This is a genomic window from Pseudomonas sp. FSL R10-0056 (assembly GCF_009600105.1).
In the GTDB taxonomy this organism is placed as follows: Bacteria; Pseudomonadota; Gammaproteobacteria; order Pseudomonadales; family Pseudomonadaceae; genus Aquipseudomonas; species Aquipseudomonas bubulae.
In genome coordinates, this window is the sequence record NZ_WIWL01000168.1 from 1 (window position 1) to 26,078 (window position 26,078).

The 26,078-nt window shown below is 56.8% G+C and carries 22 protein-coding genes and 2 pseudogenes; 12 read left to right on the forward strand and 12 right to left on the reverse strand.

The annotated features are described in order from the left end of the window. Positions 1-86: 86 nt before the first annotated feature. From GHO42_RS09155 to GHO42_RS09170, 4 genes are all read right to left on the reverse strand, one after another. On the reverse strand, positions 87-1,439 hold the full coding sequence (locus GHO42_RS09155; RefSeq protein ID WP_368668055.1) for a transporter substrate-binding domain-containing protein: 1,353 nt from the start codon (positions 1,437-1,439) through the stop codon (positions 87-89). Continuing rightward, positions 1,436-2,134, reverse strand: coding sequence for a response regulator transcription factor (locus GHO42_RS09160; RefSeq protein ID WP_095000313.1), 699 nt, complete (start codon positions 2,132-2,134; stop codon positions 1,436-1,438). Before GHO42_RS09160 ends, GHO42_RS09155 begins: the two co-directional genes overlap by 4 nt. Positions 2,135-2,261: 127 nt before the next feature. Further along, positions 2,262-3,488: an EAL domain-containing protein gene (locus GHO42_RS09165; RefSeq protein ID WP_240043213.1), complete on the reverse strand. Its 1,227-nt coding sequence runs from the start codon at positions 3,486-3,488 to the stop codon at positions 2,262-2,264. A 29-nt stretch (positions 3,489-3,517) separates the two neighbouring features. Beyond that, positions 3,518-4,183, reverse strand: coding sequence for a response regulator transcription factor (locus GHO42_RS09170; protein ID WP_095024706.1), 666 nt, complete (start codon positions 4,181-4,183; stop codon positions 3,518-3,520). Positions 4,184-4,540: 357 nt separating this feature from the next. On the opposite strand from GHO42_RS09170, the gene GHO42_RS09175 reads away from it, so the two are divergent. From GHO42_RS09175 to GHO42_RS09205, 7 genes and pseudogenes are all read left to right on the forward strand, one after another. Beyond that, positions 4,541-5,137 carry a fimbrial protein gene (locus GHO42_RS09175; protein ID WP_095024707.1) on the forward strand — a complete coding sequence of 199 codons (597 nt, stop codon included), beginning with the start codon at positions 4,541-4,543 and terminating at the stop codon, positions 5,135-5,137. A gap of 66 nt (positions 5,138-5,203) precedes the next feature. After that, positions 5,204-5,959 (forward strand): annotated as a pseudogene (locus tag GHO42_RS09180) (molecular chaperone). A gap of 211 nt (positions 5,960-6,170) precedes the next feature. Next, a complete protein-coding gene (locus tag GHO42_RS09185; protein ID WP_240043212.1) occupies positions 6,171-8,618 on the forward strand; it encodes a fimbria/pilus outer membrane usher protein in 2,448 nt (815 codons plus the stop codon). A 25-nt stretch (positions 8,619-8,643) separates the two neighbouring features. Then, entirely contained in the window at positions 8,644-9,627 is a 984-nt protein-coding gene (locus GHO42_RS09190; protein WP_153326238.1) for a fimbrial protein, read from the forward strand. Between the two features lie 40 nt (positions 9,628-9,667). After that, positions 9,668-10,705 (forward strand): fimbrial protein, encoded by a 1,038-nt coding sequence (locus tag GHO42_RS09195; protein WP_368668056.1) that lies wholly within the window; start codon positions 9,668-9,670, stop codon positions 10,703-10,705. A gap of 132 nt (positions 10,706-10,837) precedes the next feature. Continuing rightward, positions 10,838-10,999 carry a DUF2986 domain-containing protein gene (locus tag GHO42_RS09200; protein ID WP_095031598.1) on the forward strand — a complete coding sequence of 54 codons (162 nt, stop codon included), beginning with the start codon at positions 10,838-10,840 and terminating at the stop codon, positions 10,997-10,999. A 9-nt stretch (positions 11,000-11,008) separates the two neighbouring features. Continuing rightward, positions 11,009-11,500: a GNAT family N-acetyltransferase gene (locus GHO42_RS09205; RefSeq protein ID WP_323165882.1), complete on the forward strand. Its 492-nt coding sequence runs from the start codon at positions 11,009-11,011 to the stop codon at positions 11,498-11,500. A gap of 65 nt (positions 11,501-11,565) precedes the next feature. Here the strand turns inward: GHO42_RS09205 and GHO42_RS09210 are convergent, their stop codons facing one another. Further along, entirely contained in the window at positions 11,566-12,930 is a 1,365-nt protein-coding gene (locus tag GHO42_RS09210; RefSeq protein WP_133144568.1) for an MFS transporter, read from the reverse strand. Positions 12,931-13,164: 234 nt separating this feature from the next. Between GHO42_RS09210 and GHO42_RS09215 the strand changes: the two genes are divergently transcribed. Beyond that, positions 13,165-13,320 carry a hypothetical protein gene (locus tag GHO42_RS09215; protein ID WP_153326233.1) on the forward strand — a complete coding sequence of 52 codons (156 nt, stop codon included), beginning with the start codon at positions 13,165-13,167 and terminating at the stop codon, positions 13,318-13,320. 80 nt (positions 13,321-13,400) lie between these two features. Here the strand turns inward: GHO42_RS09215 and GHO42_RS09220 are convergent, their stop codons facing one another. From GHO42_RS09220 to GHO42_RS26410, 6 genes and pseudogenes are all read right to left on the reverse strand, one after another. Beyond that, positions 13,401-14,111, reverse strand: a complete 711-nt coding sequence (locus GHO42_RS09220; RefSeq protein WP_095019978.1) for a FadR/GntR family transcriptional regulator — start codon at positions 14,109-14,111, stop codon at positions 13,401-13,403. Between the two features lie 92 nt (positions 14,112-14,203). Further along, complete coding sequence (locus tag GHO42_RS09225; RefSeq protein WP_153326231.1) at positions 14,204-15,733, reverse strand: UxaA family hydrolase; 1,530 nt, start codon at positions 15,731-15,733, stop codon at positions 14,204-14,206. A gap of 29 nt (positions 15,734-15,762) precedes the next feature. Further along, positions 15,763-16,773, reverse strand: a complete 1,011-nt coding sequence (locus GHO42_RS09230) for a zinc-binding alcohol dehydrogenase family protein (RefSeq protein WP_095026445.1) — start codon at positions 16,771-16,773, stop codon at positions 15,763-15,765. Positions 16,774-16,935: 162 nt separating this feature from the next. After that, positions 16,936-17,934, reverse strand: a complete 999-nt coding sequence (locus GHO42_RS09235) for a LacI family DNA-binding transcriptional regulator (protein ID WP_133144566.1) — start codon at positions 17,932-17,934, stop codon at positions 16,936-16,938. Positions 17,935-18,034: 100 nt separating this feature from the next. After that, positions 18,035-19,525 (reverse strand): sucrose-6-phosphate hydrolase, encoded by a 1,491-nt coding sequence (locus tag GHO42_RS09240; RefSeq protein ID WP_153326229.1) that lies wholly within the window; start codon positions 19,523-19,525, stop codon positions 18,035-18,037. A gap of 13 nt (positions 19,526-19,538) precedes the next feature. Further along, a pseudogene (locus tag GHO42_RS26410) lies at positions 19,539-20,830 on the reverse strand (MFS transporter). Between the two features lie 370 nt (positions 20,831-21,200). On the opposite strand from GHO42_RS26410, the gene GHO42_RS09250 reads away from it, so the two are divergent. Then, positions 21,201-21,881, forward strand: coding sequence for a GntR family transcriptional regulator (locus GHO42_RS09250; RefSeq protein ID WP_086797300.1), 681 nt, complete (start codon positions 21,201-21,203; stop codon positions 21,879-21,881). Between the two features lie 200 nt (positions 21,882-22,081). Here the strand turns inward: GHO42_RS09250 and GHO42_RS09255 are convergent, their stop codons facing one another. Then, positions 22,082-22,507, reverse strand: a complete 426-nt coding sequence (locus tag GHO42_RS09255; protein WP_178102646.1) for a hypothetical protein — start codon at positions 22,505-22,507, stop codon at positions 22,082-22,084. A gap of 310 nt (positions 22,508-22,817) precedes the next feature. Between GHO42_RS09255 and GHO42_RS09260 the strand changes: the two genes are divergently transcribed. From GHO42_RS09260 to GHO42_RS09270, 3 genes are read left to right on the forward strand one after another with little or no spacing between them, the layout of a single operon-like run. After that, positions 22,818-23,636, forward strand: a complete 819-nt coding sequence (locus GHO42_RS09260; RefSeq protein WP_095026449.1) for a transporter substrate-binding domain-containing protein — start codon at positions 22,818-22,820, stop codon at positions 23,634-23,636. Positions 23,637-23,646: 10 nt separating this feature from the next. Next, positions 23,647-25,416 carry an aconitase X gene (locus GHO42_RS09265; protein WP_133144563.1) on the forward strand — a complete coding sequence of 590 codons (1,770 nt, stop codon included), beginning with the start codon at positions 23,647-23,649 and terminating at the stop codon, positions 25,414-25,416. Then, positions 25,409-26,074 (forward strand): amino acid ABC transporter permease, encoded by a 666-nt coding sequence (locus tag GHO42_RS09270; RefSeq protein ID WP_095000329.1) that lies wholly within the window; start codon positions 25,409-25,411, stop codon positions 26,072-26,074. Before GHO42_RS09265 ends, GHO42_RS09270 begins: the two co-directional genes overlap by 8 nt. The last annotated feature ends 4 nt before the right edge of the window (positions 26,075-26,078 follow it).

Sequence of the window (26,078 nt, forward strand, 5' to 3'; positions counted from 1 at the left end):
ACAGTTTCAACAATCAGCTGTCACCGGTAGAGTTTGAAAAGCGTTACGCAGCGAGCCTGGAGAGTGTCTAGGAAACCTGGGGCGATTCAGACTTCGATATCCTTGTAGGTACCCAGCACGTTGCGCTCGGCCGCCATCATCGGCACAGCGACCCGCTTGCCACGCAAACCCTGAAGACTTGAAGGCGGGTCGGCCACGTCACGGGTGACAATCACAAACGAACTGAACATAAAGGGCTTGCTGAACCGCAGGCTGCTCTCACGCTCAGCCGTGTGCGCAGCCAAGGTCAGATCCGCGCTGTTATCCGACAGAGAGCTGAGCAGGCTGGCAAAACTGTCAGTGCGAACCGCTACAAATTGCACCCCCGTACGCCTGTTAATCAACTCCAGCAGTTCCGAACTCATTCCACTAAAACGCCCCTCGGCATCAAAGAAAGCAAAAGGCGCCAAGTCATCATTAACCACGAAACGCACAACCGGGTGACGCTCTATCCAGCGTTGCTCATTGATCGACAGGTCAATTTGCCGGGCCGATAGCATGGCCCCACCCCCGGACCAGCGTTTCACGATCTGCTGCAGACTCTTTTCGTCCATTGCGCTGATTGCACTGTCCAGCACCGTTTTCAACCGTGTGTTGCCAGGCTGAATGGCGAACGCGAAGCCGCCACTGTGCACATCGACAAAACGCTCAAGACGCACATCGTTGAAATAATTCAAGTTGATCAGATAGTTGCTCGACAACCCGTCTCCCAGGTAACCATCAAGACCGCCGAACGCGAGCGCAGCCAAAGCCAGGTTACGTGATGCGTAAGCAATAAACCGGGCATCGGGATACCGTATTGCAAGCTGGCTGTAGGGGAGATAGTCCGCAGCTACCGCTATGCGCTTTCCTGCCAGGTTGGACGGCAACGGTTGCTGATCTGCGTAACGGACAAATAGGGCTGGCTGGTCTTGCACATAAGGTTTACTGAGTAGCGCATTATTGCCAAGTACCTCAAGAGCGCTGGAGCTGCCCAACAGATCAATTTCGCCACGTTCGAGTGCGGCCAACGCACTGCCCCGATCAGCAAAGCGGCGAAGCTTTGTATCGATATGAAGTGTTTGCCCCAAATAGCACACTACGTCTGCAGTAATACCCTCGTAAAACGGGGAACCCGCGGTCATCTCAAAAGGCGGGTAATCGGGTTGGGCGACGCCAATCACCAATGCACGCTTTTGCCTGAGCCACTGCCAGTCATCATTGGCAAGAGAGACTTGCGCCGCTGGGCAGTAATCACGCTCCTCCAGCCGCAGCAGCCCCTCGTCGTTGGCTGCAAGCAGCGAATCATATGGAAAAAAATGCATCACAACGATCGCTAACACCGCGCGTTTAATGGCAGCGCCAAGTGATACCGCAACCCCTGTTACAACTCCGTTGTGTATCAACCAGGGTGCAATCACTGCTGATCGAGGTTGTGTTGCAACCTGAACAATTCAAGATCGGTGCGTATACCCAGCTTTCTGAAGGCCGCCTGCTTCTGCCCGCTGATGGTTTTAGGGCTGCGCATGAATTTGAGTGCAATCTGCGAAACCTGCATGCCCTCCAGGCAACACCGCAGCACCTCACGCTCTTTGGGTGAAAGCGCAACGTTACCGACGAGCAAGGTATCGCCAGCCGGGTCTTCGCCCGTGTCACAGGGGCGCTCATGGCCAGGAATCGGCTTTTTGTCGAGTTCATGGGCCATCATCGACGACAGGTACAACTGCCCCGATGCCACGGTGCGAATGGCCAGGATGAGATCGTCAACCGGTTGAGACTTCCCCAAGAAACCATTCGCGCCTGCGCCAATGGCTAGCTTGACTATTGCAGGCTTCTCCGCCGAAGAAGAAATGAGGATAAGCAGTTGCGGATATTGCTTTCGCAGCAAGCGAATCAGGTTCAGACCATCCAGCTCGCCATCATGCAATTGATAGTCCAGTACCAATAGATCAATCGTCTGCACCCGCAGGGCCGAAATCAACTCGGCGCTTGCGCTGTACACGCCGACCACCGCCAGGTCAGTCTCCCGGCTCAGCCGCGAGTTCAAGGCCAGTCGAATAAGAGAATGATCATCCAGCACGGCAACACGTAAGGGTGTGACAACAGAAAACTGCATTCTTTGTCTCCGGATCGCTCACGTTTTAATCATTAAAAACATAGGAAAAGTCTGAACGATGCACAAGACAATGCATATAGGGATTGCCTCAAAATCAGCCGCTGAGAGGGTTCGGCGTAAAAATATTTCACCCCGCAGGGTGCAAAGCTGCGCGCCATATCGACGGATCGCCTGAAAAGGTCCAGGTCATCAACTCTGCCTCGCTCATTGGTCGGGCATACAAATACCCCTGCCCCAACTGGCAACCCATGCCTTGCAGGCAGCGTAATTGCGCTACGGTTTCTATCCCCTCGACAACCACCTGCATATCCAAAGACCGCGCAAAGTGCAGGACACTCCTGATCACTGCAACTGAGCGATTGCGCTTAAAGTCGCGGATAAAACCGCCATCCAGTTTCACCTCGTTAAACGGCAACTGGCACAACCGCTCAAGCGATGAGTAGCCGACACCAAAGTCATCCATCGACAAGTTGCAACCCAACATGCGCAGCCCAAACATGCTCGCCATGCACCTCCCGGGGGCTAGCAAAAGACCGGTTTCCGTAAGTTCAAACGTCAGGCTTGCCGGTGCTGCATGGTGTTTATTCAGCACCTGCCTGATCCGGTCAACGAAGCGCGGGCATTCCAGTTGCGTTGTATCCAGATTGAACGCAAGGTTGAACCCATTTCCACCCGCCTGCATAAACTGCTGCAAACGCAGCCCTTGCTCAAATACTCTGAAGAAGACCTTATCGAGCAACCCCAACTGAACGACAGCGGGAAGAAATGCCTCCGGCGACAACATGTCCCCCTGCGCCCGCTGCCATCTGAGCAACACCTCGGCACCCTGGATCAATCCACTGCCCAGATGGAATTTTGGCTGAAACCAGGCACAAAACTCTTGCCGATCGATGCCTTCGAGTATGTCCTCATCATCAGGTTCAGATCCCGAGTCACAGGGCTGTCCAATACCGGTTTGACTGGCTCGACCGCTTGCACAGTAAGCTTGCAACAACAGGGCAAGCTCCTCTGCCACGAGTGGCCGGACTGCATTGCCCAGCCACTCCAAGCCCTGCAGCCTTACGATTTGCTCCACGGTATACACCAGCTCATCGGGTATCGAACTGCAGATAATCACCGCATTGACCAAACCTGCCTCACGTGCCTGACTCAAAAAGCACAACCCATCGGTTGCCAGGGTCTGCAAATCACATAACACGATATCAACGCCTCCGTGCAGGTGCAGCAATGACAGGGCGGCCTCCCCGCAAGAGGCTTGCAAGACATCAATGCACCCCATATCAAGCAACGTATTGACTGCAACAGCACGCTGTAAATCGTGACGCTCAAACATCAGCAAACGCAGTGTGTTCAAAACATCTTTCCCGTTTGAAATACAACTGTTCAAGAGAAACGCAGGGGCAGACGCCGGAACAAATCAAGATCATTTCTCAAGCCCAGCTTTTTATAGGCTGCACGTTTCTGAGCGTTGATCGTTTTGACACTTCTTGTGAAGCCCGCCGCTATTTGTGTGTCGGTCAATCCGGCCACACACAAATGCAGCACTTCTCGCTCTTGTGACGTCAACATTACGCGATCCAACAGGCACACCCGCGTTGCACTTCCATCACCTGCATGGGTACCGACCGGCATGTCGAAGGTCGCTTGCAAAATCAACCTGGAGCAGAAATAAAACTCTCCGTTGGCCAGGCTGCGAATGGCTGTTACATAGCTATCCAGTGGTTGTGTCTTGCAAATAATGCCGTGAGCCCCTGATGCCATGAGCAATACAGCTGTCGGCAGATGCGGCTGATCCAGCAAAACCAGAATTCTCAGTGTCGACTGTTCTATGCTGAGTGCCCTGATAAGCGCAACCGTATCATTCCCCTCTGACAAGTGCCCTATCAGCAGCAAGTCAAACTCATCCTCGGAAACACCACGCATAGCGATATCGCAACGTCCATAGGAACCAACAACCGTGATATCAGGCTGTTCGAAAAGATGCAAACACAAGCCATAACGGGCTATCTCATGGGTATCCAGAACACCTACCCTGATGGACTTAAACATTGCAAGGCTCCATAACCTATCAGCCAATTTGCCCGCCGCATTGACTGGAGCAGACAGAAGGAAAACTTCAAAAGATAATTTTAATATTCATAAAAGCGGTTTCTGATACGCCTGTTCTAATGCACGTCGACGATCGGACAGCGCCTGCGACGCATAGATCAATATAACGAGCGCACCTGGAATACACACTAGGATTTGCCTCAAAACGATCATGGCTGCACGGCACCTTGCTTATATATAAAGTTGTGCCCCGCCTGAAATATTATTTTAAGGCAATCCTCAAAGACAGCAGCAGAACGCCCCCCTAACATGGACTCCGCAGTTCGCTGAACACACTACAACCTTAAGGATATCAACATGAAAAAGCTCTACCTTGCCATTCTCAGCCTGTCGGCTCTCGCCGCTTCCGGCGCTACTTTTGCAGAGCCTGTTACAGTTAAAGGTGGCAGTGGCCAGATCAACTTTATGGGCTTCATTAACAATGATGCTTGTTCTGTTGACGGCAGCACCGGTAAAGACAAAGTTATTTCTGTTGATATGGGCAACGTATCGATCAAGGACATGGGCAGCGATACAGCCCCTAACGCCGGGCGCATCAGCGCCAATGACTTTAACTTGAAGGTCAACTGTAATGCTGGCACCAAAGTATCAATGGTGTTCAAACCAAGCCTCAACGGGGGCTCTGGCCTGGTTACAGGTAAAAAAGTGTTGAAGCTGCAAGGCACAGATGCGGCCAAAGGGGTGGGTATCGCCCTGCTTGACAGTGATGGTGCTTTGATAGACCTGACCTCAGACACCACTGCCTTGGTCACAACCGGTCTTAGCGGCGAGAAAGCCGTCGGTGGTGACGGCACCTTGTCATTCGCCGCTGCCTACGTCACCACGGGTGATGCAGCAACCGCCGTTGCCGGTACAGGTAACGCAACACTGCCATTTGTACTTCAGTACGAATAAATCTGGATACAGGGCGGAGGCTGTCGGGCCTCCCCTTCCCCCACTTACATTTTTTGGGCCACACCTATGATGCGACGTTCAATCCCTGTTTTTCTAAGTGCTATCAGTCTGTTTGTCACCACTGAAGCATTCGCGAGCATTTCGTTAAGTGCAACACGGGTGATATTTGATGGCTCACGCAAAGAAGCCAATATCACGGTACGCAATGGGGGGCAAAACGTGTTGGTGCAGTCATGGATCGATAGCGACCTGGCTGAAAATACATCGCTGCCATTTGCTATCACTCCACCGCTGGCCCGTGTCGCGGCCAATCAACAACAATTACTGCGTATTCTTTACGAAGGTGGAGGCATGCCGATCGACAAAGAATCGGTCGTATGGCTCAACGTTCAGGAAATACCGCAAGCCAGTGCAAGCGACGCCAACATATTGCAATTAGCCGTGCGTCAACGGGTCAAAATTTTTTTTCGGCCAGCGGATTTACCTGGCGAAGCAGCCAAAGCGCCTGCGCAACTAAAATGGAAACTGCAAAACGAGGGCGGGCAAACCCTTCTAAAGGTCAATAATCCTGGCCATTACCATGTGTAATTAGCTGACCTTGAAGTGGGCAAGAGCGATAAAGCCGAATTGATTATCGGCGCCACCATGATCGCTCCTGGCGAGGACAGAACGTTCAAGTTAAAAGCTGCGCCCCTGTCTTTATCGCCTTCATTGCGATTTGCAAGCATCAATGATTATGGCGCCCTGCAGAAATTTGAAACAACCGTGAACTTCCAGTCAATGAGTTCGGCAACCCCAGCAGAAGTCCAAGATCAACAATAAATCACCTGCCCCAACGGCTATGCCTCGAGCTTTATTATTCGCACACTTTATGACGGCATACGTCATATTGACGACATAGGCTATCCATATGTTTTTCTCCAATAATCACACGCATGATAGTTGCGTAGAAAAACGCGCCCGCACAGATGCCTCCCCTACAATCAGCACTATTCACCCGCTGTATTTGGTCGTTACTATCACACTGTCGAGCATGGCTTGGGGCGAAGAACCGGCACAGCCACAAGAAGAAGTTTACAACACCACTTTTTTCCAGGGTGGAGCCTCGGTGGACCTGCACACACTGTTGAGCACCCACCGTGTATTACCAGGAAAATACCGGGTCGACTTATACAGTAATGACGTACTGGTGGGTCGCAGGGATATCGAGTTCGCGCCCAACGCGCACAACGGCAAGGTCGAGCCGTGCATGACGGTTGATCTGATTCAACAACTTGGCGTTGATCTACAAAAGCTGCAAGACCAGGGGTTGCTTGATCCCGAGTTACCGCAAGCCTGCCATGACCTGACGTCCATGATTGATAAAGCTACGTGGCGCTACGACTCCAGCCGCTTACGGCTTTATTTCAGCGTGCCGCAATTGGCAATGGCTCGAGGCTTGCGTGGTTTTGTGGACCCAGAACTATGGGACGAAGGTGTTCCGGCCGGGTTTATCAACTATCAGTTCAACAGCAACCGCAGCTCCACTGAGTTCAGCACACAGGTCTCCAACAACTTGAGCATGCGCAATGGCATCAACCTGGGCGCATGGCGCCTGCGCAACGAGTCGAATCTGAGCACCCGCACCGGTCATGCAAACACATTCAAGAGTAATCGCAGTTACGTGCAGCGTGACGTTACCGCTCTCAAGGGGCAGTTCAGTGCCGGGGAGATCTTCTCCGATACCGAGCTGTTCAACAGCGTGCGTTATCGCGGGGTAAAACTGGCCTCGGATGAAGGCATGCGTGCCGACAGCGAACGGGGTTATGCGCCGATCATTCGCGGTGTCGCCGATTCCAATGCGGTGGTCGAGATTCGTCAGGACAACTACATTCTTTACACCACTACCGTGCCGCCTGGTCCGTTCGAGATCAGCGATATATACCCTACAGGTTCCAACGGTGATCTGGAGGTGGTGATTATCGAAGCCGACGGTCGTCGCAGAATCAGCAAACAGGCTTTTTCCGCGCTTCCCACGATGGTTCGCGAAGGGCAGCTCAAATACAGTGTGTCTGCTGGCCAATACGCCAGCAACGCCGAGGGCGCAGCATCGCCCTCCTTTGTCAGCAGCACCGCCGCCTATGGCATAAACAGCAACCTGACAGGTATTGCGGGCCTGCAAGCCAGTGAAAATTTCCAGGCGTTTTCGCTCGGAGCCGCGAAGAACACTTCCCTTGGCGCGGTCTCATTCGATCTCACCCAGTCATCCAGCCGCGCCCAGGGTAAAACCACCCAGGGCAACAGCGTGCGGGCGCTCTATGCAAAAACATTCACCGGCACCGATACCAGCTTCACCCTGGCCGCCTATCGCTACTCCACAGAAGGCTATCGCAGCTTCAGCGATCATGTTGAAGACATCAGTGAGGGCATCAGGCCGCGCAGTGGCAGCTCTAAAACCCGCACCGACCTGACCGTCAACCAGACCCTGGGTGGGACACGACAATATGGTTCGCTCTATATCAACGGCACCGACCAGCGCTATTGGAACCGGGGTGGCTCACGCACTTTCTCTGCGGGTTACAGCAACAACTGGGGCGAACTCAACTACAGCCTGAGTGCGAGCAGGAGCCTGGATATTGATGAACGCGGCGTGTCGAACACGGACAATCAGGTCAACCTCTCGGTCTCTTTCCCGCTGGGCTCTCGCCCCCGGTCGCCACGGGCCTTTGTGTCCACCACAAGTGACCGCAGCGGCAACAGCACACAATTAGGGGTCAGTGGTTATCTGTCGGACAACAGTGATTCGTTTTACTCAGTCCAGGCCGGTGACAGCAGTCAGGGTGGTGAATCCGGCTCTCTCAGTGTGAACACCCGCACATCGATAGCCGACATCAGTGTCGGCTACAGCAAAGGCAGGGGCTTTGACTCCCAAAACGTGAACGTCTCCGGCTCGGTAATCGCCCACGGCGGCGGGGTCAACCTTGGGCAAACCGTAGGTGAAACCTTCGCCCTGGTCGAAGTCGCGGGAATATCCGGCGTCGAGATCAGCACGCACTCGGGGGTCACGACCGGCAACAACGGTTACGCCGTTATTCCCAACACCCAGCCATACCGGGTGAACTGGTTGAGCCTGGACACCCGTAACCTGGGCGGTGACGTTGAACTTGATAGCGCCACCCAACAACTGGTGCCGCGCCGAGGCGCGGTGGTGGTGGCACGCTTCGAGGGCCGCAAGGGCCGGCGGATTCAGTTTGAACTGGTCGATGCACAAAACCGCTCAATCCCGTTCGGTGCCTCGGTGGAAGACGCCAAGGGTGTGCAACTGGCGATTTCCGACCCTACGGGCAAAGCCCTGGCCATGGTCGAGGACGACAGCGCCACGCTGACCATCAAATGGCAAGGCAAGCAATGCCAGGCGGCCTATGCACTGGCACCAAAGCAGGAAAAGGTGAACTACGAACGCTTCAAGCTGATTTGCTTGCCCGGCACCGAGGGGCGTTGATTCTCAAACTGGAAAAGGCACGCTTATGTACAACACACACATAAAACCTATAAAGCTCCTGCCGTTACTTGCCCTGCTTTTACTCATTACCCACACGGACGCATTCGCAGACTGTCGTTTTAATGAAGGTAGAAATCCCCTCACGCCGTCTGAGGTTCTGCTAAAAGGCCCCGGCGTTATCAGCATACCCACCGACCTTGAAAACAACCGTACGATATATGAAGGCTTTTATATAGCACGCGGCACCAACGGTATTAGCTGTAACAACGTTACGCCCATCGGCCTGATCCCAAATCCTGCGTTAGGGCCGGTGCCGGCGAGCGGGTATCTATTCCCGATTAACGACAGCGGCGTTGCTCTGCAGATATTCAATAACTATGCAGAACCCGATTACACAATCAATGTGTTTGGCGACAGAACCGTGTACCGGACAAACTCATGGGGCGTTTACGGGACAGGGTTTATTTACAGGTTTGTAAAAATCGGCACCATCAAGCATGGCACGGTAATCGGCCCTTTCACGGTCGGGACGATAAATTACGGAACGTTGGTCACTCACAACGTGACCATGACCGGCAGCCTGATTATCTCCGCATCATCCTGCAAAAGCCCCGATGTTTCAGTGAACATGGGTTATTACGTGGCCAGTGAAGTGACGAGCAGCCGAGGCCAGACCCAACCCGTAAGCTTTGATATTGCGCTCAATGAATGCCCCGACGGTATCAACAAAGTGACTTACTCGCTGCAAGCCAACACGCCTGTTATCGACAGGGAAACTGGCCTCGTCGCACTGGATGGTGCGTCCGGCGCCAAAGGCATCGGGCTGCGAATAATGGGCGGCGATGGAACACCTCTGGCTTTGGACAAAGCCCATGATTTCAGCGCTTATGATGTTCGAGGGGGCAACTTCAAAATCCCGCTGAGTGCCGCCTATATTCAACTTGACAACCAAACATTGGGATTTGGTACCGCCAATACATCCCTGACGTTTACGATCAGCTATTTATAACTCGCATCCTGCGATCTGAATGAACTACCCTGGAGCTACTGTGCAGCGCAGACAAACATATATCCATACACACGCAACAACACGCATCCTCTCAGGTGCAATACAAAAAACAAGTCATGTAAAGCTCTTGCCGTTACTGGCCCTGCTTTTACTCTTCGGGTACACAGACTCATTCGCTGACTGCCATTTCAATCGCGGAAACAACCCCCTCACAGCAGCTGAAGTTCTTCTCAAAGGCCCTGGTATTATCAGTATCCCTGCCGACCTGGAACATGACCGTACGGTCTATGAAAGCTCTTATATAGCGCGTGAAACCAACAATATAACGTGTGACAGCATTACGCCCATCGGCCTGATTCCAAATCCTGCATTAGGGCCGGCGCCGGCGAGCGGGTATATATTCCCGATAAAAAACAGCGGCATTGCACTGCAGATGTTCAGTTCCTACGATGACCCCAAATACACAATCAATGTGTTTGGCGACAGAACCCACCGTCCGACAAACGTAGGGGGTGCTTACGGGGTGAGGTTTATTTACCGATTTGTGAAAATCGGCACCATCAAACACGGCTCGGTTATAGGTCCTTTTACAGTCGGTACGATCAATTACGGGACACTGGTCACTCATAACGTAACCATGACCGGCAGCCTGATCATCTCCGCATCATCCTGCAAAACCCCCGATGTCTCAGTGAATATGGGCGATTATGTGGCCAGTGAAGTCACAGGCAGTCGAGGCCAGACACACCCCGTAAACTTCGATATTGCCCTCAATGCATGCCCCCAAGGCATCGACAAGGTGACCTATTCGCTGCAAGCCAATACCCCCGTTATCGACAGGGAAAATGGCCTGGTTGCGCTGGACGGCGCGTCCGGCGCCAAGGGCGTCGGGCTACGGATAATGGATGGTGATGGCACCCCGTTGGCTCTGGACAAGGCGCATGTGTTCAGCGCTTACGATGTACAGGGCGGCAACTTCAAGATCCCGCTGAGCGCCGCCTATATTCACCTCGAAGATCAAACGCTGGGGTTTGGCACCGCCAATACGTCCATGACCTTTACGATGAGTTATTTATAGTCACGCGAGCCCACGCTTGCGTTACGCATACCCAATTGCGGCCATTGAACAAATTTTCAGACAATAATACTCAGAGCGCTGCATAACCCCTGTAAAATCGCTGCCCTACGCCCCACACACCGAGCAGCAACCATGAACCGTCGTAAAAAAATCAACCAGATATTGAAGGCCAATGCCAAGAAGGCCAACGCCAAGCTGGCCCCGAAGAACAAGAACCCGTACATCAGCAAGGCTGACCGCCTGAAGCTGGCCGAGCAATCGGAGCAGGACACCACAACAACCACTGGGGATTAAGCCATGGTCATGCCCGAGCCCCTCTTCAGGCAGGCAACGCCCCAGGATGCCGAATCCTGCTATCAGATCGAGGTTTCGGCCTATGAAGGCGATGAAGCAGCCACCCTGGAGAAGATCCGAACGCGAATCGCCCAGTATCCCCAAGGGTTTCTTGTGCTTGAGCAGGCTGGGGAAATCGTCGGGTTTATCAATAGCGGCTGTGCCTACAACGTCGTGATGTCGGATGAGGCTTTCAAGGAGCTGATCGGCCACGACCCTGTTGCACCCAATGTGGTAATCATGTCCGTAGTGGTTGCCCCCGCACACCAGGGCAAGGGCTTTGCCAGGCTGCTCATGAATGAGTTTGTCAGGCAGATGAGCAACCAGGGCAAGCACTCGATCCATCTGATGTGCAAACAACAGCATGTGCCTCTCTATACCCGCATGGACTATCAGTACGTCCAGCCATCGCCCTCCGGGCATGGCGGCATGGCCTGGCATGAAATGGTCATGGCGCTCTGACGGCTGAGAAAGCTTGCCGGATCAATAGCCCACCGCGAGAGTCCTACTTTTGACTCTCCCGCACCTCAAGCCTGTCCGGGCTGCTGCATCAAACGCAGGCCACTGGCCAACGCACCCGCCAGGGCAAAAGCGCAGCCCAGCCACAATGCATGGTACGGGCCGCTGACCGCAGACAAGTGAAAGCACAGCGCCACCAGTGACGCGCCCAGTGTCTGCCCCAGCAACCGCGACGTGGCGACAATGCCGCTGGCACCACCACTACGGGCCAGCGGCGCACTGGTCATGATCGCCTTGAGGTTGGGCGACTGGAAAAACCCGAAACCGGCGCCACACAACGCCATGCGCCAGCCAATATCAAAGGTCGAAGCGCCTTCGCTCAATAACGCCAGCGCTGCCATGCCTGCGCTCAACATCAACAGACCGATGCCGCACAGCAGTGCCAGCGATACGCGGTCCGCCAGACGCCCGGCAATCAGCGCCATAACCGCTACCACCGCGGGCCACGGCGTCATCAAAAAACCGGTAGCCACCTGGCTGTGGCCAAGCGCCGTCTGCAACAGAAAAGGCAACGAAACAAACGCCAGCCCCTGGGCGCTGAACGCACAGATCGCGGTCAGAGAGGACAAGGCAAACAGTGGCCGCTTGAACAGATCAATCGCCAGCATCGGTGCCGGATGCGCAGCCTGACGGCGCATCAGCCATACCCCGCACACCAGCGCCACGCCGATCAGCCCCAGGCTTAAATCGCCCTCGGCGCCATGTACCGCCGAACCCAGCCCCAGCACCAGCAAGGCAAACAGCCCGGCACACAAAATCACGGCCAGCCGGTCAAACGCGTGTCCGCTTCTGGGAATTTCCGGCAGCGAGCGCAAGCCCAGTACAACGGCCAGCAGTCCCAACGGTACATTGATCAGGTACAGCCAATGCCAGGTCGTCACCGACAGGATGGCCGATGCAGCCGTTGGCCCCAGAGTGAAAGCCAGCCCCACCACCAGCGAGTTATAGCCCAGCCCCCTGCCCAGAATTTTTGCCGGATAGATGTGGCGCAACAACGCGATATTCACACTCATGATCGCCGCAGCGCCCAGCCCTTGCACCACCCGCGCGGCAGTCAGCGTGGGCAGCGACCACGCCAGGCCGCAGAACAGGGAGGCCAGGATAAACACCAGCAGGCCGCCGAGAAAAACCCGGCGATGGCCCAACACGTCACTGAGGGAAGCAAACGGCAACACCGCGGCAATGGTCGCCAGTTGGTAAGCGTTGACTACCCAGATGACCGAGGCGGAGTCAGTGCCGATGCCTTCGGCCAGGGTTGGCAAGGCGGTGTTGATGATGGCGGTATCGAGGGTCGCCATGCCAATCCCCAGGGAGATCGCGATCACGGCAGGCAGGCGTTTGTTACTGGGCAAACCATCGACAACTGAAGACATGAGCAATCCGCGTACACGACAAAAACGTCAAGATTAAGGCCTGCAGAGGATATTTTCTGTGGCCGATTGCGCACTCGGACGAAATTTCATGTTCGTCGATAGCCTTGTAGCCACACCGGATTATTGCTGCTTTACCAACAATGTTTCTCAGGCCTGAGGATTTCTCCCAAAAAACATCCGAACGTTCGGCAGCATGAGTGCGATTGATCTCAATACGCAGAAACTGGTGAGCAAGTGTGGAAGGCACGTTTGCCGGTGGGTGCGGTTGCAGCGCCGTTGATCTACAAGTCGCCGGCCACGGGCAAGCAATATGTGCTGATCTCGGCGGGCGGCATGAGCCACTCGCCTGATGTGGGTGACTACATCATTGCCTATGCATTACCGGACTAAGACGTTGTAGTCGCTGAAGAGCTTTGCGGTGTTTCAGTAAAACTGCGCGCCTGGGTTCTACACGGCTTTGCGGTCTGTCTCTAATCCCCTGTCCGGGCTTCCAGCGTTCCCAGCCAGCGCGCCTGGGAACACAGCAAATGCTGGCGCATGGCAGTCTGGGCAGCAATCACATCCTTGCATTCCAGGGCCTGCAAAATGGCCTCGTGCTCGACCACCGCGGCATCCCAGGTGCCGTGGTTTTCCGAACGCTCGCTCAACTGCGCAGAAATCGGGCTGTGACGCTCATCGAACAGCGCAGTAATGATGCGCACCAACGCACCATTGCCGGTCATCTTTGCCAGGCGATGATGAAACTTTCGGTCGTCTTCCAGCGGCGGACGGTTCGCTTCGATGCTCGCGCGCATGGCATCAATGCACTCCTTCAGGTAACGGTAGTCGCTCTTTTTCCCGTGCATGCAGGCCAGCACCACCGCTTCGCCCTCGATCAGCGCGCGGGCCTGCATCAGTTCAGTCGGGCTCTCGCCATGAGTGCCGGTACGGGCGCCGCCTTCGCTCGGTCGGGCAGCCACATAGACCCCCGAGCCCATTCTGATCTCGATGCTGCCTTCGATTTCCAGGGCAATCAGGGCCTCGCGCAACGACGGGCGCGAGACGCCCAGCAACTGGGTCAAATCGCGCTCGGGAGGCAGGCGCGAGCCCACCTTGAAGTCACCCTGGACGATGTAGTCGCGCAATCGGTCGGCGATTTTCTGATAGAGCTTGCGCTCTGAAGGAGCAAAGGTGGAGACCATCGAGGTAGCGTCCAAAAAATGATGCCAAAGGCTACCACACAGGCCCGGGTGCGCTGCACAAAGCTTGGAGCCAGCCCTTGGACGTGTGGGTGTTACATCACCGCGCCAATTTGCCAGGGCACAAATTCGTTGTCGCCAAGACCGTTTTCCTCGCTGCAGGTTTTGCCGCCTGACGCGGTTGTGAGCATCAGTGCGAACAGGCGTGCGCCCGCCTCGATCACCGATTCCTCGCCATCGACAATCGTTCCGGCATTGAAATCCATGTCCAGCGCCATGCGCTCAAACAGGCGGGTATTAGTGGCAACTTTCAGCGATGGCGTCGGTTTACAGCCATAGGTAGAACCACGACCAGTGGTAAAGCAGATCAGATTCGCACCACCCGCCACCTGGCCAGTGGCAGACACCGGGTCATAGCCGGGCGTGTCCATAAACACCAGACCTTTTCGCTGGACTGTCTCGCCATATTCATAGACCGCCATCAAGCCGGTAGACCCCGCCTTGGCCACTGCACCCAGGGACTTCTCGAGGATGGTGGTTATGCCTCCGGCCTTGTTGCCCGGTGAAGGGTTGTTGTTCATGTCGCCGTCATGCTGGCGTACATAGGCCTCCCACCAGTGGATACGGCCCATCAGTTTGTCGGCAATCTGCGCTGACGCTGCGCGGGCCGTCAGCAGATGCTCTGCCCCATAGATCTCCGGTGTTTCGGAGAGAATGGCGGTACCGCCGTGGCGCACCAACAGGTCGACCGCCGCACCCAGCGCCGGGTTGGCGGTAATCCCCGAATAACCGTCCGAGCCACCGCATTGCAGGCCTACGGTGAGGTGGCTGGCCGACACGCTGCTGCGTTGCTGGCTGTTGACCTGATCGAGCATGGCGTTGACCAGCTCTTTGCCGCGTTGCACCGTTTCGCGGGTACCGCCGGCGTCCTGGATCACCAGGCCTGCTTTGAGCACCGCGTTGCGCTCGGCCAATTGTTCCATGAGCGGGGCCAGTTGATTGACTTCACAACCCAGGCCGATCACCAGTACACCGGCGAAATTGACATGATCGGCATAGCCACGCAGGGTGCGCTTGAGAATCTCGATGCCCTCGCCCTTGGCGCCCATACCGCAGCCGCTGTCATGGGTGATTGCCACTACGCCGTCCACATTGGGATAGTCGCGCAGGTAGCCCGCATCAAATGCCGCGGCAATCTGCTTGCATACGGTTGCCGAGCAGTTGACGCTGGAAATCACCCCGATGTAGTTGCGCGTACCGACACGCCCGTCTGCACGGATATACCCGGCAAAGCGGGCACCGCCGCCATCCTGGACGGTGGGTTGGTACACGTTGGCCAGCGTGTGGTTCGTGCTGGTCTGCGGCATCTGCAGGTTGTGCACGTGAACATGATCACCAGGGTGCAGGGCTGTACTCGCCTGGCCGATGGACTGCCCGTATTTGCGCACCAACTGCCCTTGGGCAACGGCACGCAGGGCGATTTTGTGCCCCGCAGGGATATCGGCCAGCGCAGTCACGCTCAGGCCATCGGCAAACAGTTGCTGACCCTTGGCAATGTCGCCGCGCGCCACCGCCACATCATCACCGCCAGTCAGTACAAGTAATCCAGGGTTGGTCATTTTCATGCTGCTTCCTCAACGGTTAGGGTGCGCTCCTAGCACTCGATAATGGCCTTGACCACGCCCTGCTGCGGATCCAGCAGCGTGGAGAAACGGCTGGCCACTTCGTTGAGGGGAATACGGTGGGTGTTGAGCGCCTGATCGGGGATCAGGCCGTCGCGCAGGCATTGCTCCACATAGCGGAAATCTTCGACGGTGGCATTGCGGCTGCCCATCAGGGTGGCTTCGCGCTTGTGGAACTCGGGATCGGAGAAGGTGATCGTGTCACGCACCACCGAGATCATCACGTAGGTGCCACCGTGGGCGATAAATTCAAAGCCACGCTCCATGGCCCGGGCGTTGCCGGTAGCATCGAAAACCACATCATAAAAATCGCCATCGGTAAGGTCGGCGAGCGCATCTTTATCGCCGTCGCCAATCTTCACCGCGGCGTGAATATTCAGATGTTTGCGGCAAAAATCCAGACGGTCGTCACGGGTATCCAGCACCGTGACCTGCGCTCCGCGCAAGCCGGCAAAAATCGCCGCGGCCATGCCGATCGGACCGGTACCGACTACCAGCGTGCGTTGCCCGGCCTGAAGGTTCGAACGGCGCACCGCATGGGCGCCAATGGACAGGAATTCGATCATTGCGGCCTGGTCCAGGGTCACCCCGACGGCCTTGTGGATGAACTGATGGGCGACACTCAGGTACTCGGTAAAGGCACCGTCACAGTGCACACCCAGCACCTGGATGCGCGAGCAGCAGTTGGTCTTGCCCTGCCGACAGGCGATGCACGTACCACACGAAATGTAAGGCATCACGTAGACCACATCGCCCGGCACCAGGGCGCTGCCCTCTTCGCTGGCCTCGACGATGCCGGAAAATTCGTGGCCCATCACCCGCGGGTACTCCAGATACGGCTGGTTACCGGTAAAGATGTGCAAGTCGGTACCGCACACACCCACGCGTTTGATCCTGATCAGGGTTTCACCGGGGCGACGCTCGGGAACAGGGCTTTCGAGGGTGGTGAGCAAGCGGGGTTCGTTACAGATCACAGTCAGCATTTTTTATTCTCCGTCGATAGCGCAAGGGCTACCGGGTATTGGCGAGACCACAATGGGTGCGGCTCGAAAACTACACGGAGGAAAAAATATTGGCAAGACCAATTATTTTTTTAATAAATTGGCCTTACCAGATTCCATGCCTGGATTTACCCACCGAACGGGTCAGCAGGAGTCGCGCTCAACCAGCGGGCAGGCAATCTTGTGGATGGCGCAGTCGTCCCGGCCTTCGATCAGATGCAGTGCCGCGCGGCGACCCATTTCGTAATACGGCAACTGCACGGTGCTCAAGGGTGGGTAAAACAGCTCGGCAACCCCCACCATATTGTCAAACCCCAGTACCGCCACATCGTGCGGAATACGCAAGCCGCGACTGAGCAGATACTGATACGCCACCAGGGCAATCCGGTCGTTGCCGCAAATCAGCAGGTCAAAGGGCGGAGTTCCATTACCCGCTAGCAGCTGTTGCTCCAGCACCACAAGGGTGTGCTGATCGCCGTCATCGTCGGGCAGGTCGAACTGAGGCAGTTGCGCGGCACTGATCCCGGCCTCGTCCAGAGCGCGGGCCAGTCCGCGTTGGCGCAACCCCCAGGCCATACTGCTTTGCGGCAGGTTTATGCAGAGCGGACGGCGGTAGCCCTGTCGCAGCGCTTGGCGTACCGCCTGATACTGTCCGTCTTCATCGTCTGATATATAACAAGCAATGCCGGTTTCGGTGCTGACGCAATTGCCCAGAACCAGCGGCACGCTGCGCAGTACCTGAGGAATGTCCACCCGGCGAAGCTGCATGGCGCTGAAGATGATGCCGTCCGGTTGATGGGAGAGCATCAACTCGATGGCCTTCTGGCAGGGCGGGGCTTCAAACACGTTGAGGATAAACACGTTCCAGCCATGCTCGCGGGACGTACGCTCCATCGAGAGCAGCATTTCAACGGCAAAAGGAGTGGTGGCCGTATCCAGGGCAAAGATGCCGATGGTCTTGCCACTGGAGTGGCCGCCGCGGGTCTTGCGCGCAGAAAGACTGGGCACATAACCCAGGGTCTCGACGGCCTGCAGCACTTTGGCCAGGGTCTCCTGATTCAACTTTCCCGGGGTGTTGAGGGCCCTGGAAACGGTCATCAGGGAAACCCCCGCCAGCCGTGCAACATCTTTTACTGAAGCCATGGGTACGCGCCATACGTGTCTGACCGGGCATGATGTCATGCCTGATAGCGTCAGAACAGCATGAGCAAGGACGGCGCGCCCTGCGCCAAAAGGCCTGACTTCATAGCTTCAGATCCGCCAGCCCCCACACCAGGGCCTTGCCAAAATGGCCTGTGCCAAAATGGCCTGTGCCATTGACGGCATAAGCCCGCAGCGCAAGGCTGTCAGTCTTTGGGTAAATTCGGCTGCTCAGGCTCCAGGCGCCATCGTCGACGAACACTTCGATGGATGAACGATCGAGAAAAATTCGCAGGCCAATGCGTGTCTGCCCTGCCGCGATCGGTACACTGCGAACTCCGCTCACCCCGGCGCCGGAATGTTGCCTGTCGAGCACCAGGCGCCGGGCCATGGCATCAAAATACAGCAAGGTACGCTCCTGCTGATCATTGCTGCAGCGCAATGCCAGACCAAAATGTTCAGCGCTGCTGGCGGCAATATCCAGCTCAAGTTCAATCTCCAGCAGCGCACCCCAGGTATCCAGCAACTGATTGGCAGACTTCAGCGCACCTATCTGCAGCACCTGCCCCGCCTGCCTCAATGCAATCAGCTCGCGGGCCGGACGCATCAGCAGCCGGGCACCGTCGCGACTGACTTCACGGGGTAATGTCAGCGCCCCGCACCAGTGCTCGGACTGGCTGGGCATCGGGCTTTCCCACATGTCCATCCAGGCCCATAACAAGCGACGGCCATCTGGTGCGAGCAAGGTCTGGGCAGCATAGAAATCGTGGCCATGATCGAGTTCATGGAGCGGCCCACCGGGTTTGAACACACCCTTGTCGTCCAGTTGCCCCATGCGGTAGCTGTTCTGATACAGGTTCCAATTGTCATATCCGCAGGGCTTCAAGCCCTGGGGCGAGTACAGCAACACATCGCGCCCCTCCAGCTCGAAAATATCCGGGCACTCCCACATATACCCATCAAGTTCACGTTGCCCCTGCAGCGCACAGCCCAGAAAGTCCCAGTGCAACAGGTCATCTGAACGATAGAGCAGCAACTGCGGGTCATCCCCAAGGCGTGCCCCCAGCGCCATCCACCAGGCCCCGTGGCGCTGCCACACCTTTGGGTCACGAACATGCATGATGGCCGGGTCAGGCGGTGTGTCGATGACCGGCCCGTGCTTGATAAAGGTAATGCCATCGGTGCTGCTGGCCAGGCACTGGACCTGACGGATGTGCTGGTCATCACCCGGCTCTTGCAACCAGATGTGACCGGTATAGATCAGGTACAGGGTGTCATCGAGTACCACTGCCGAGCCTGAGAAGCAGCCATCACGGTCATAACTGTCACCCGGTGCCAGGGCGATGGGCAAATGCTGCCAATGCACCAGGTCGTCGCTGCTGGCGTGCCCCCAGTGCATGGGGCCCCATTGTGCAGAAAAAGGATGATGCTGATAAAACATGTGGTATTGGCCGCGAAAGAACACCAGGCCGTTAGGGTCGTTCATCCACCCGGCTGCCGGGGCCAGGTGATAGGCGAGGCGATAGTCGTTGCCGCGTTCGGGCAATGTTTGTTCAATGGCGCGATGGGCCATGTCCAGCCGTGCAGCGTGCATGGGGTGGTCCTTGTCAGGGTTCATAACGGGTAACTGATTGAGTGATGGCGGGTAATGCCAGCGCTTCGGCAACAGCGTTTTTGCCCGGTGGTTGCCGTGGATCGTTGCGCAGCAGGGTCCAGGACAGCAGCAGGCAGGCGCCAGCCAGAGCGGACATGGCCAGGTAAACATCGGCAAATCCGTATTGGTCATAACCGTAGCCAACCAAGGGCGACAGCAGCATGGCGGTGAGTTGCTGGGCGAAGTGAAAGCCCACCAGATAGATCGAGGCAGACAGGCGCGGGTCGAAATTGAACGCGATATATTTGAACACCGAGACCAGCAGGATCGGCACCTCAACCGCATGCAGCATCTTGAACACGGCGATGGCCCAGGTTTCTGTAGCCAGGCCGGAACCCAGAATGCGAAAAAACATGATGCTGCCCGCCAGGATCAGCCCGTATTTCGCACCGGTACGGCCAACCACCCAAGGGGCAACCAGGAGCAAGCCGGCCTCCAGCAGGACCTGGGATGAGTTCAGGTAACCATAGGCCTGAATGCCCTGTTCCGGGGTCGCAAAAAACGACGAGAAATACACCGGAAACTGCTGCTCGTAGATCATGTAAATTCCGCACACCCCGGTCAGATAGACACTGAAGGCCAGAACCGCGGCAACTTGAGCAATTGCCATAGATCACCGACAGATACGGGTGCAGCGCCACTTGCGCCGCTGGCGCAGCCGGGTTGGTTGAACCGGCTCAGGTCCAGTCGAAACAGAATGAGCAAAAACGCCACGCCGGCAGCACTGCTCATGTAGAAGGCAATATTGGGGTTGATGTTGAACACCACACCCACAATGCAGGTGGCCGCAGCCCAGCCCAGGGAACCCCACATCCTGCTGGTGCCGAACTCGAAACCCACGTGCCGTGACAACCGTTCGGTATAACTTTCGATCACGCCAACCCCGGCCAGCATGGCAAAGGCCAGGAAAACCGCCCCCACCACTGAGCCGAGCACTACGTTCTGAGCCAGCAAGTGGCTATAGACATAAATCGCGAAAGGTGCGGCGGCGCACAGCAGCAGGCCAATCCATACCAGCAGCTTGCGGGACAGACCGAGCTTGTCCTGCAATGCCCCGTAGAACGGCTGGATCAGCAGTGCTGCGATTGCATTCGCGGCAAATACATAGCCGGTCTGCGCGCCATTGAGGCCGATGACCTGATGCAACCAGATGGAAAAAAGCGAGTAACTGGAAGACCATGAAAAAAAGAAAAAAAACAGCAAACCGCTGATAAGCCAGTAATCACGCTTGACCGTCCGTTGCATGGGTGTCCCTCTTGTTCTTATTTAAGTTAACGTTAACATTTTCTCCTATTACGGATGCCTACAGCTTCGCTGTCAAGCTCATGACTCAGGAAAGCAGCAATGGACAGGGGCTGGAAGCGCATATCAGGTCGCAATGACCCGGTGCCTGATCAGGTGTTTTTTTGACACCTTGCAGGGGAACCCCTGCGCAAGGACATCAAGCAGGTTAAGGATTAACCCGACTACGTCGCCAGCCTTCAGTCGGGCTCAGGCTAGCCTGTAATGTGCTGGCATTTGCAGGCTGACCCGTGCCAGGTAACAGGCCGCAGGGCGACTGGCACAAGGCTTACCCGCTGAGTTTCGTATACCATATATCTTTTACAAGCGAATGATGACCACCGTGGCCCATCCAAAACTCAATGCACCCGACCTCGGCAATTCGCCTTCCACATCGGAAATCATCACCCTGCATTTGCGCGATGCGATTGTCGCCGGGCATTTCGCTGAAGATGAACCGATTCGCCAGGATGATATCGCCCGCCAGTTCAATGTCAGCAAAATCCCCGTGCGCGAAGCCCTCAAGCGACTTGAAGCTGAAGGGCTGGTGATGTTCCAGCGCAACCGCGGCGCCATGGTCACGCGCATTTCCGAGGCCGAACTGGCGCAGATGTTCGAAGTGCGCATGCTCCTTGAAGACAAACTGCTGCGCCTGGCCATTCCCAACATGACCGCAGACACCTTTGCCCGTGCCGAACGCATTTGCCAGGAGTTTGTCGGGGAAGATGACGTGGGCCGCTGGGCCGAGCTTAACTGGGAACTGCACGCCTGCCTGTACGAGCCGGCGCAGCGACCGTTCATGATCAGCCTGATCCGCTCAGTCAATGACAAACTGGAACGCTACCTGCGTATGCAAATGAGTTTGTCGGCAGGTAAACACCGTGCCGATCACGAACACCGGGAGATCCTTGACGCCTGCCGCGCTGGCGATGTTGAGCTGGCCGTCAAGTTGCTGGATGAGCATATTGCCGGCGTGTGCAAAACCCTGTTCGAGCATTTGCCGCAAAGCCATTGAGCCTGTGCGCAACGCTTTAGCTTGTAGTCGCTGAGGAGCGCAGCGAGGCTGCGATCGGTTTGGTGCGCCACTGCGACACAGCAGTCGTAAAATCGGTTAATGCGTTGGGCCAAGTACATCCGGGGCTCAGGGTTTACGACCGCTTCGCGATCGATCGCAGCCTCGCTGCGCTCCTCCGCGGCGACAAGATTTCGTGTTCTTCACTCCCCCACCGAGTACACCGTAATACACAGGTCGATCCCCAATGACTGCATGCGCAGCAAGGTATCGATCGGGATCGGGTGGCTGACGGAACGTGGTGTAACTCCGCTGTTGTAGCCAATATCCAGGGTCTTTTTTGTACAGGCTTGCCATAACGGCTGCAGTGCTTGCGGCAATTGCTCAATGGCATCGAGCAAGGCCCTGATGCTTTCATCAGGGGTGGGGTAACTGCCTTGCGGGCCAAAGGCTTCGAAAACAGAACGATAGAGGTCGCCGTCAGCCTGACTGTCATGCAGGCAACTGATTGATTCCTCGGGCAGATCTCCAGGCGCCATGGCTTGTGCCAAGGGCGCCAGATTCACCGGAGCCGTGAGCATCAGGTCTGTATTGATGTAGTACACCCAGCAGTCATCATCGATAGGCACAGGCTTCACACTCCCAAAAAAAGTACCTAGCCCATACTGCCCGCAGGGCAAAAAATAGCCAATACCGCCAAAAAGCCAGCAAGTGTTCCTTTGTGGGGCATTTCCCACAGTAATGCTCCCTTCTGTAACACCCCCCTGCTACCGCTCAACCCCTCCAGTACCAGAGTGCCATCACGCAAGCCTGCAAATACCGCGCTCGCTCACTTATTGCGGCCTGCGGCAAAAATCGGCACACGCCTTGCAAAACAAATATCGTATACGAAATCCAAAGACCGTTAATCAACAGCCCTTCAACGACTCCGAGGCTTCCATGAAAAACCCCGTACTTGCCGTAGCTCTCAGCGCTGTTCTCAGTACCTCCTTTATTGCCACGGCGCAGGCCGACAAGCTCGACGATATTATCGGTTCGGGCAAGTTGCGCTGCGCCGTCACCCTGGACTTCCCGCCCATGGGCTCCCGTGACGAGGCCAACAAGCCCGTCGGCTTTGATGTGGACTACTGCAACGATCTGGCAAAAGTGCTCGGTGTCGATGCCGAAATCGTTGAAACCCCCTTCCCTGACCGGATTCCGGCGTTGGTCTCCGGTCGCGCCGATGTCATTGTGGCCTCCACTTCCGACACCCTGGAACGGGCCAAGACCGTTGGCCTGAGCATTCCTTACTTTGCCTTCCAGATGGTGGTGCTGACCCGCGACAACACCGGTATCAACAGCTTTGAAGATCTCAAGGGCAAGGCCCTGGGCAACACCAGCGGCACCTATGAAGCCATCGCCCTGGAAAAAGACGTGAAAAACTGGGGCAGCGGTTCATTCCGCGCCTATCAGTCGCAGAACGACACCCTGCTGGCCGTTGCCCAGGGCCATATCGAGGCGACCGTGGTCACCAACACCGTGGCTGCGGCTACCCTTAAATCAGGCAAGTACAAAAACCTCAAGGTCGCCGGTAACGCGCCTTATGTGGTCGATTACGTGTCCCTGGGCGCCAAGCGCAACGAGTACGGCCTGCTCAACTACCTGAACCTGTTCGTCAACCAGCAAGTACGCACCGGACGCTACAAGGAGCTGTGGACCAAATGGGTCGGGACCGAGATTCCACCGGCTGATCTGACCGTACCTCACGTTTATTACTGAGGTATCCAGCATGTCCGGGATAAGTTCTCTTGAAGGCCGCAGCCTGGTTGATGGTTATGCATCCGCCCCGCTGCTGTATGCCGAGGTCGGCCTGAGTTTCTGGGGCGGCGTCGACCCGTTCAGCGGCGAGGTGATCGACCGCCATCACCCGCTCAGCGGCGAATGCCTGGCCGGCCGTGTGCTGGCAATCCCCAGCGGGCGCGGCTCCTGTACCGGCAGCAGTGTGCTGATGGAACTGATCAGCAATGGCCATGCTCCTGCTGCGCTGGTGCTGGCCGAGGCCGACGAGATCCTGACCCTTGGCGTGCTGGTGGCACAGACCCTGTTCCAACGTTCCCTGCCGGTGCTGTGCATCGGCAAGGAAGCCTTTGGCCAATTGCGCGGCAAGGCGTTCGCCAGGGTCGATGGCAACGGTTTGAGCCTTTACGATTCAACGCCTGACGATACTCCGGCACCACGCAACGACAGGCCAACCGAAGATGCACACAGCTCGATCGAGCTGACCGCACACGACCGTGCACTGCTCGACGGCAGCCAAGGCAAGGCCGCTCAGGTGGCCATGCAGATCGTTTTGCGCATGGCGCATATCCAGGGCGCCAAATATCTGGTGGACATCACCCAGGCCCATATCGACGGCTGCATCTATACCGGGCCGGCGAGTTTGCGCTTTGCGCAACAACTGGTGGCATGGGGTGCCAAGGTGCGGGTACCCACCACCCTCAATTCGATTTCCGTGGATCAGCGCCGTTGGCGCGAACTGGGTATCGACCCGGCGCTCGGTGTACCCGCCAGCGCGCTGGGCGATGCTTATATGGCCATGGGCGCACAATTGAGTTTCACCTGCGCGCCTTATCTGCTCGACAGTGCGCCCAAGGCCGGCGAGCAGATTGTCTGGGCCGAATCCAACGCGGTGGTTTACGCCAACAGCGTGCTCGGCGCACGCACCCTCAAGTACCCCGACTATCTGGATATCTGTATCGCCCTCACCGGCCGGGCACCGCTGATTGGCTGTCATCTGGAAGATCAGCGCAAGGCCCGTTTGCACATAGAAGTGCCGCCCCTGTCCAACCTTGACGACTCTTTCTACCCGCTGCTCGGCTACCACATCGGTGCCCTGGCCGGCAGCCGGATCCCGCTGGTTTCCGGGCTCCAGCAGCAGCATCCGAACCTGGACGATCTCAAGGCATTCGGTGCGGCCTTCGCCACCACCAGCGCCGCTGCGCTGTTTCATATCGCCGGGGTTACCCCCGAAGCTCTCGACCCGACACGGGTGATCGATGGGCCGCTGCCGGTGCTCAAACTCAGCCTGGAGGAATTGCGGCTCAGTTGGCAGGAGCTCAACAGCGCCCGCGATGCCAGGGTGGATGTGGTGTCATTGGGCAACCCGCACTTTTCCCTCAGCGAGTTCGCCCGTTTGGCAAGCCTGTGCCAGGGCCGCCACCGTCATCCCGACGTGGTACTGGCGATCACCTGTGGTCGCACCGTGCTGGAGCAGGCCCGCGTCGCCGGGCATATCGCCGTGATCGAAGCCTTTGGTGCGGTGATTATCAGCGATACCTGCTGGTGCATGCTCGGTGAACCGGTGATTCCGCCAGCCGCCAGAAACCTGATGACCAACTCGGGCAAATACGCCCATTACGCCCCCGGCCTGGTGGGCCGCAAGGTTCACTTCGCCAGTCTCGCCGAGTGTGTGGATGCGGCGTGCAGCGCCACGGCCAGCGGGCGCTTGCCGCAGTGGCTGCAAGCTGCTGCCTCACTGGAGAACGCACCCCATGTTTGACTATACCTTCCAATGGCGCTCTGCCCTGCGCGCCTTGCCGGACATGCTCGCAGGCGCCCTGGTGACCTTCGAGACCGCTGCCCTGTCGATGATCTTCGGTGTACTGATCGCCCTGGCCCTGACGGTGATGCGCGAAAGCAAAAACCCGCTGCTGCGCGGCGCCGGTAATGCCTGGGTGTCCATTGCCCGTAACACGCCCTCGTTGTTCCAGATTTATGTCCTGTACTTCGGGCTCGGCTCCCTGGGCCTGCATGTCAGTTCATGGGTCGCCCTGCTGGCCGGGATCACCTTCAACAACGCAGGTTACCTGGCCGAGAACTTTCGCGGCGGGCTCAAGGCAGTACCCGAAACCCAGGTACGTGCAGCTCGCTCGCTGGGCATGAGCGCCTTCCAGACCTACCGCATGATCGTCGTACCGCAGCTGCTGCGCATCGTGTTTTACCCGCTGACCAACCAGATGGTCTGGGCGGTGCTGATGACCTCGCTGGGGGTGATCGTGGGCCTGAACAACGACCTCACCGGTGTGACCCAGGACTACAACGTCAAAACGTTCCGCACCTTTGAATACTTCGCCATTGCCGCGGTGCTGTATTACCTGATTGCCAAGGCGATCGTTGCAGCAGCCCGGCTCATGGCCTGGCGACTGTTCCGTTACTGAGGAC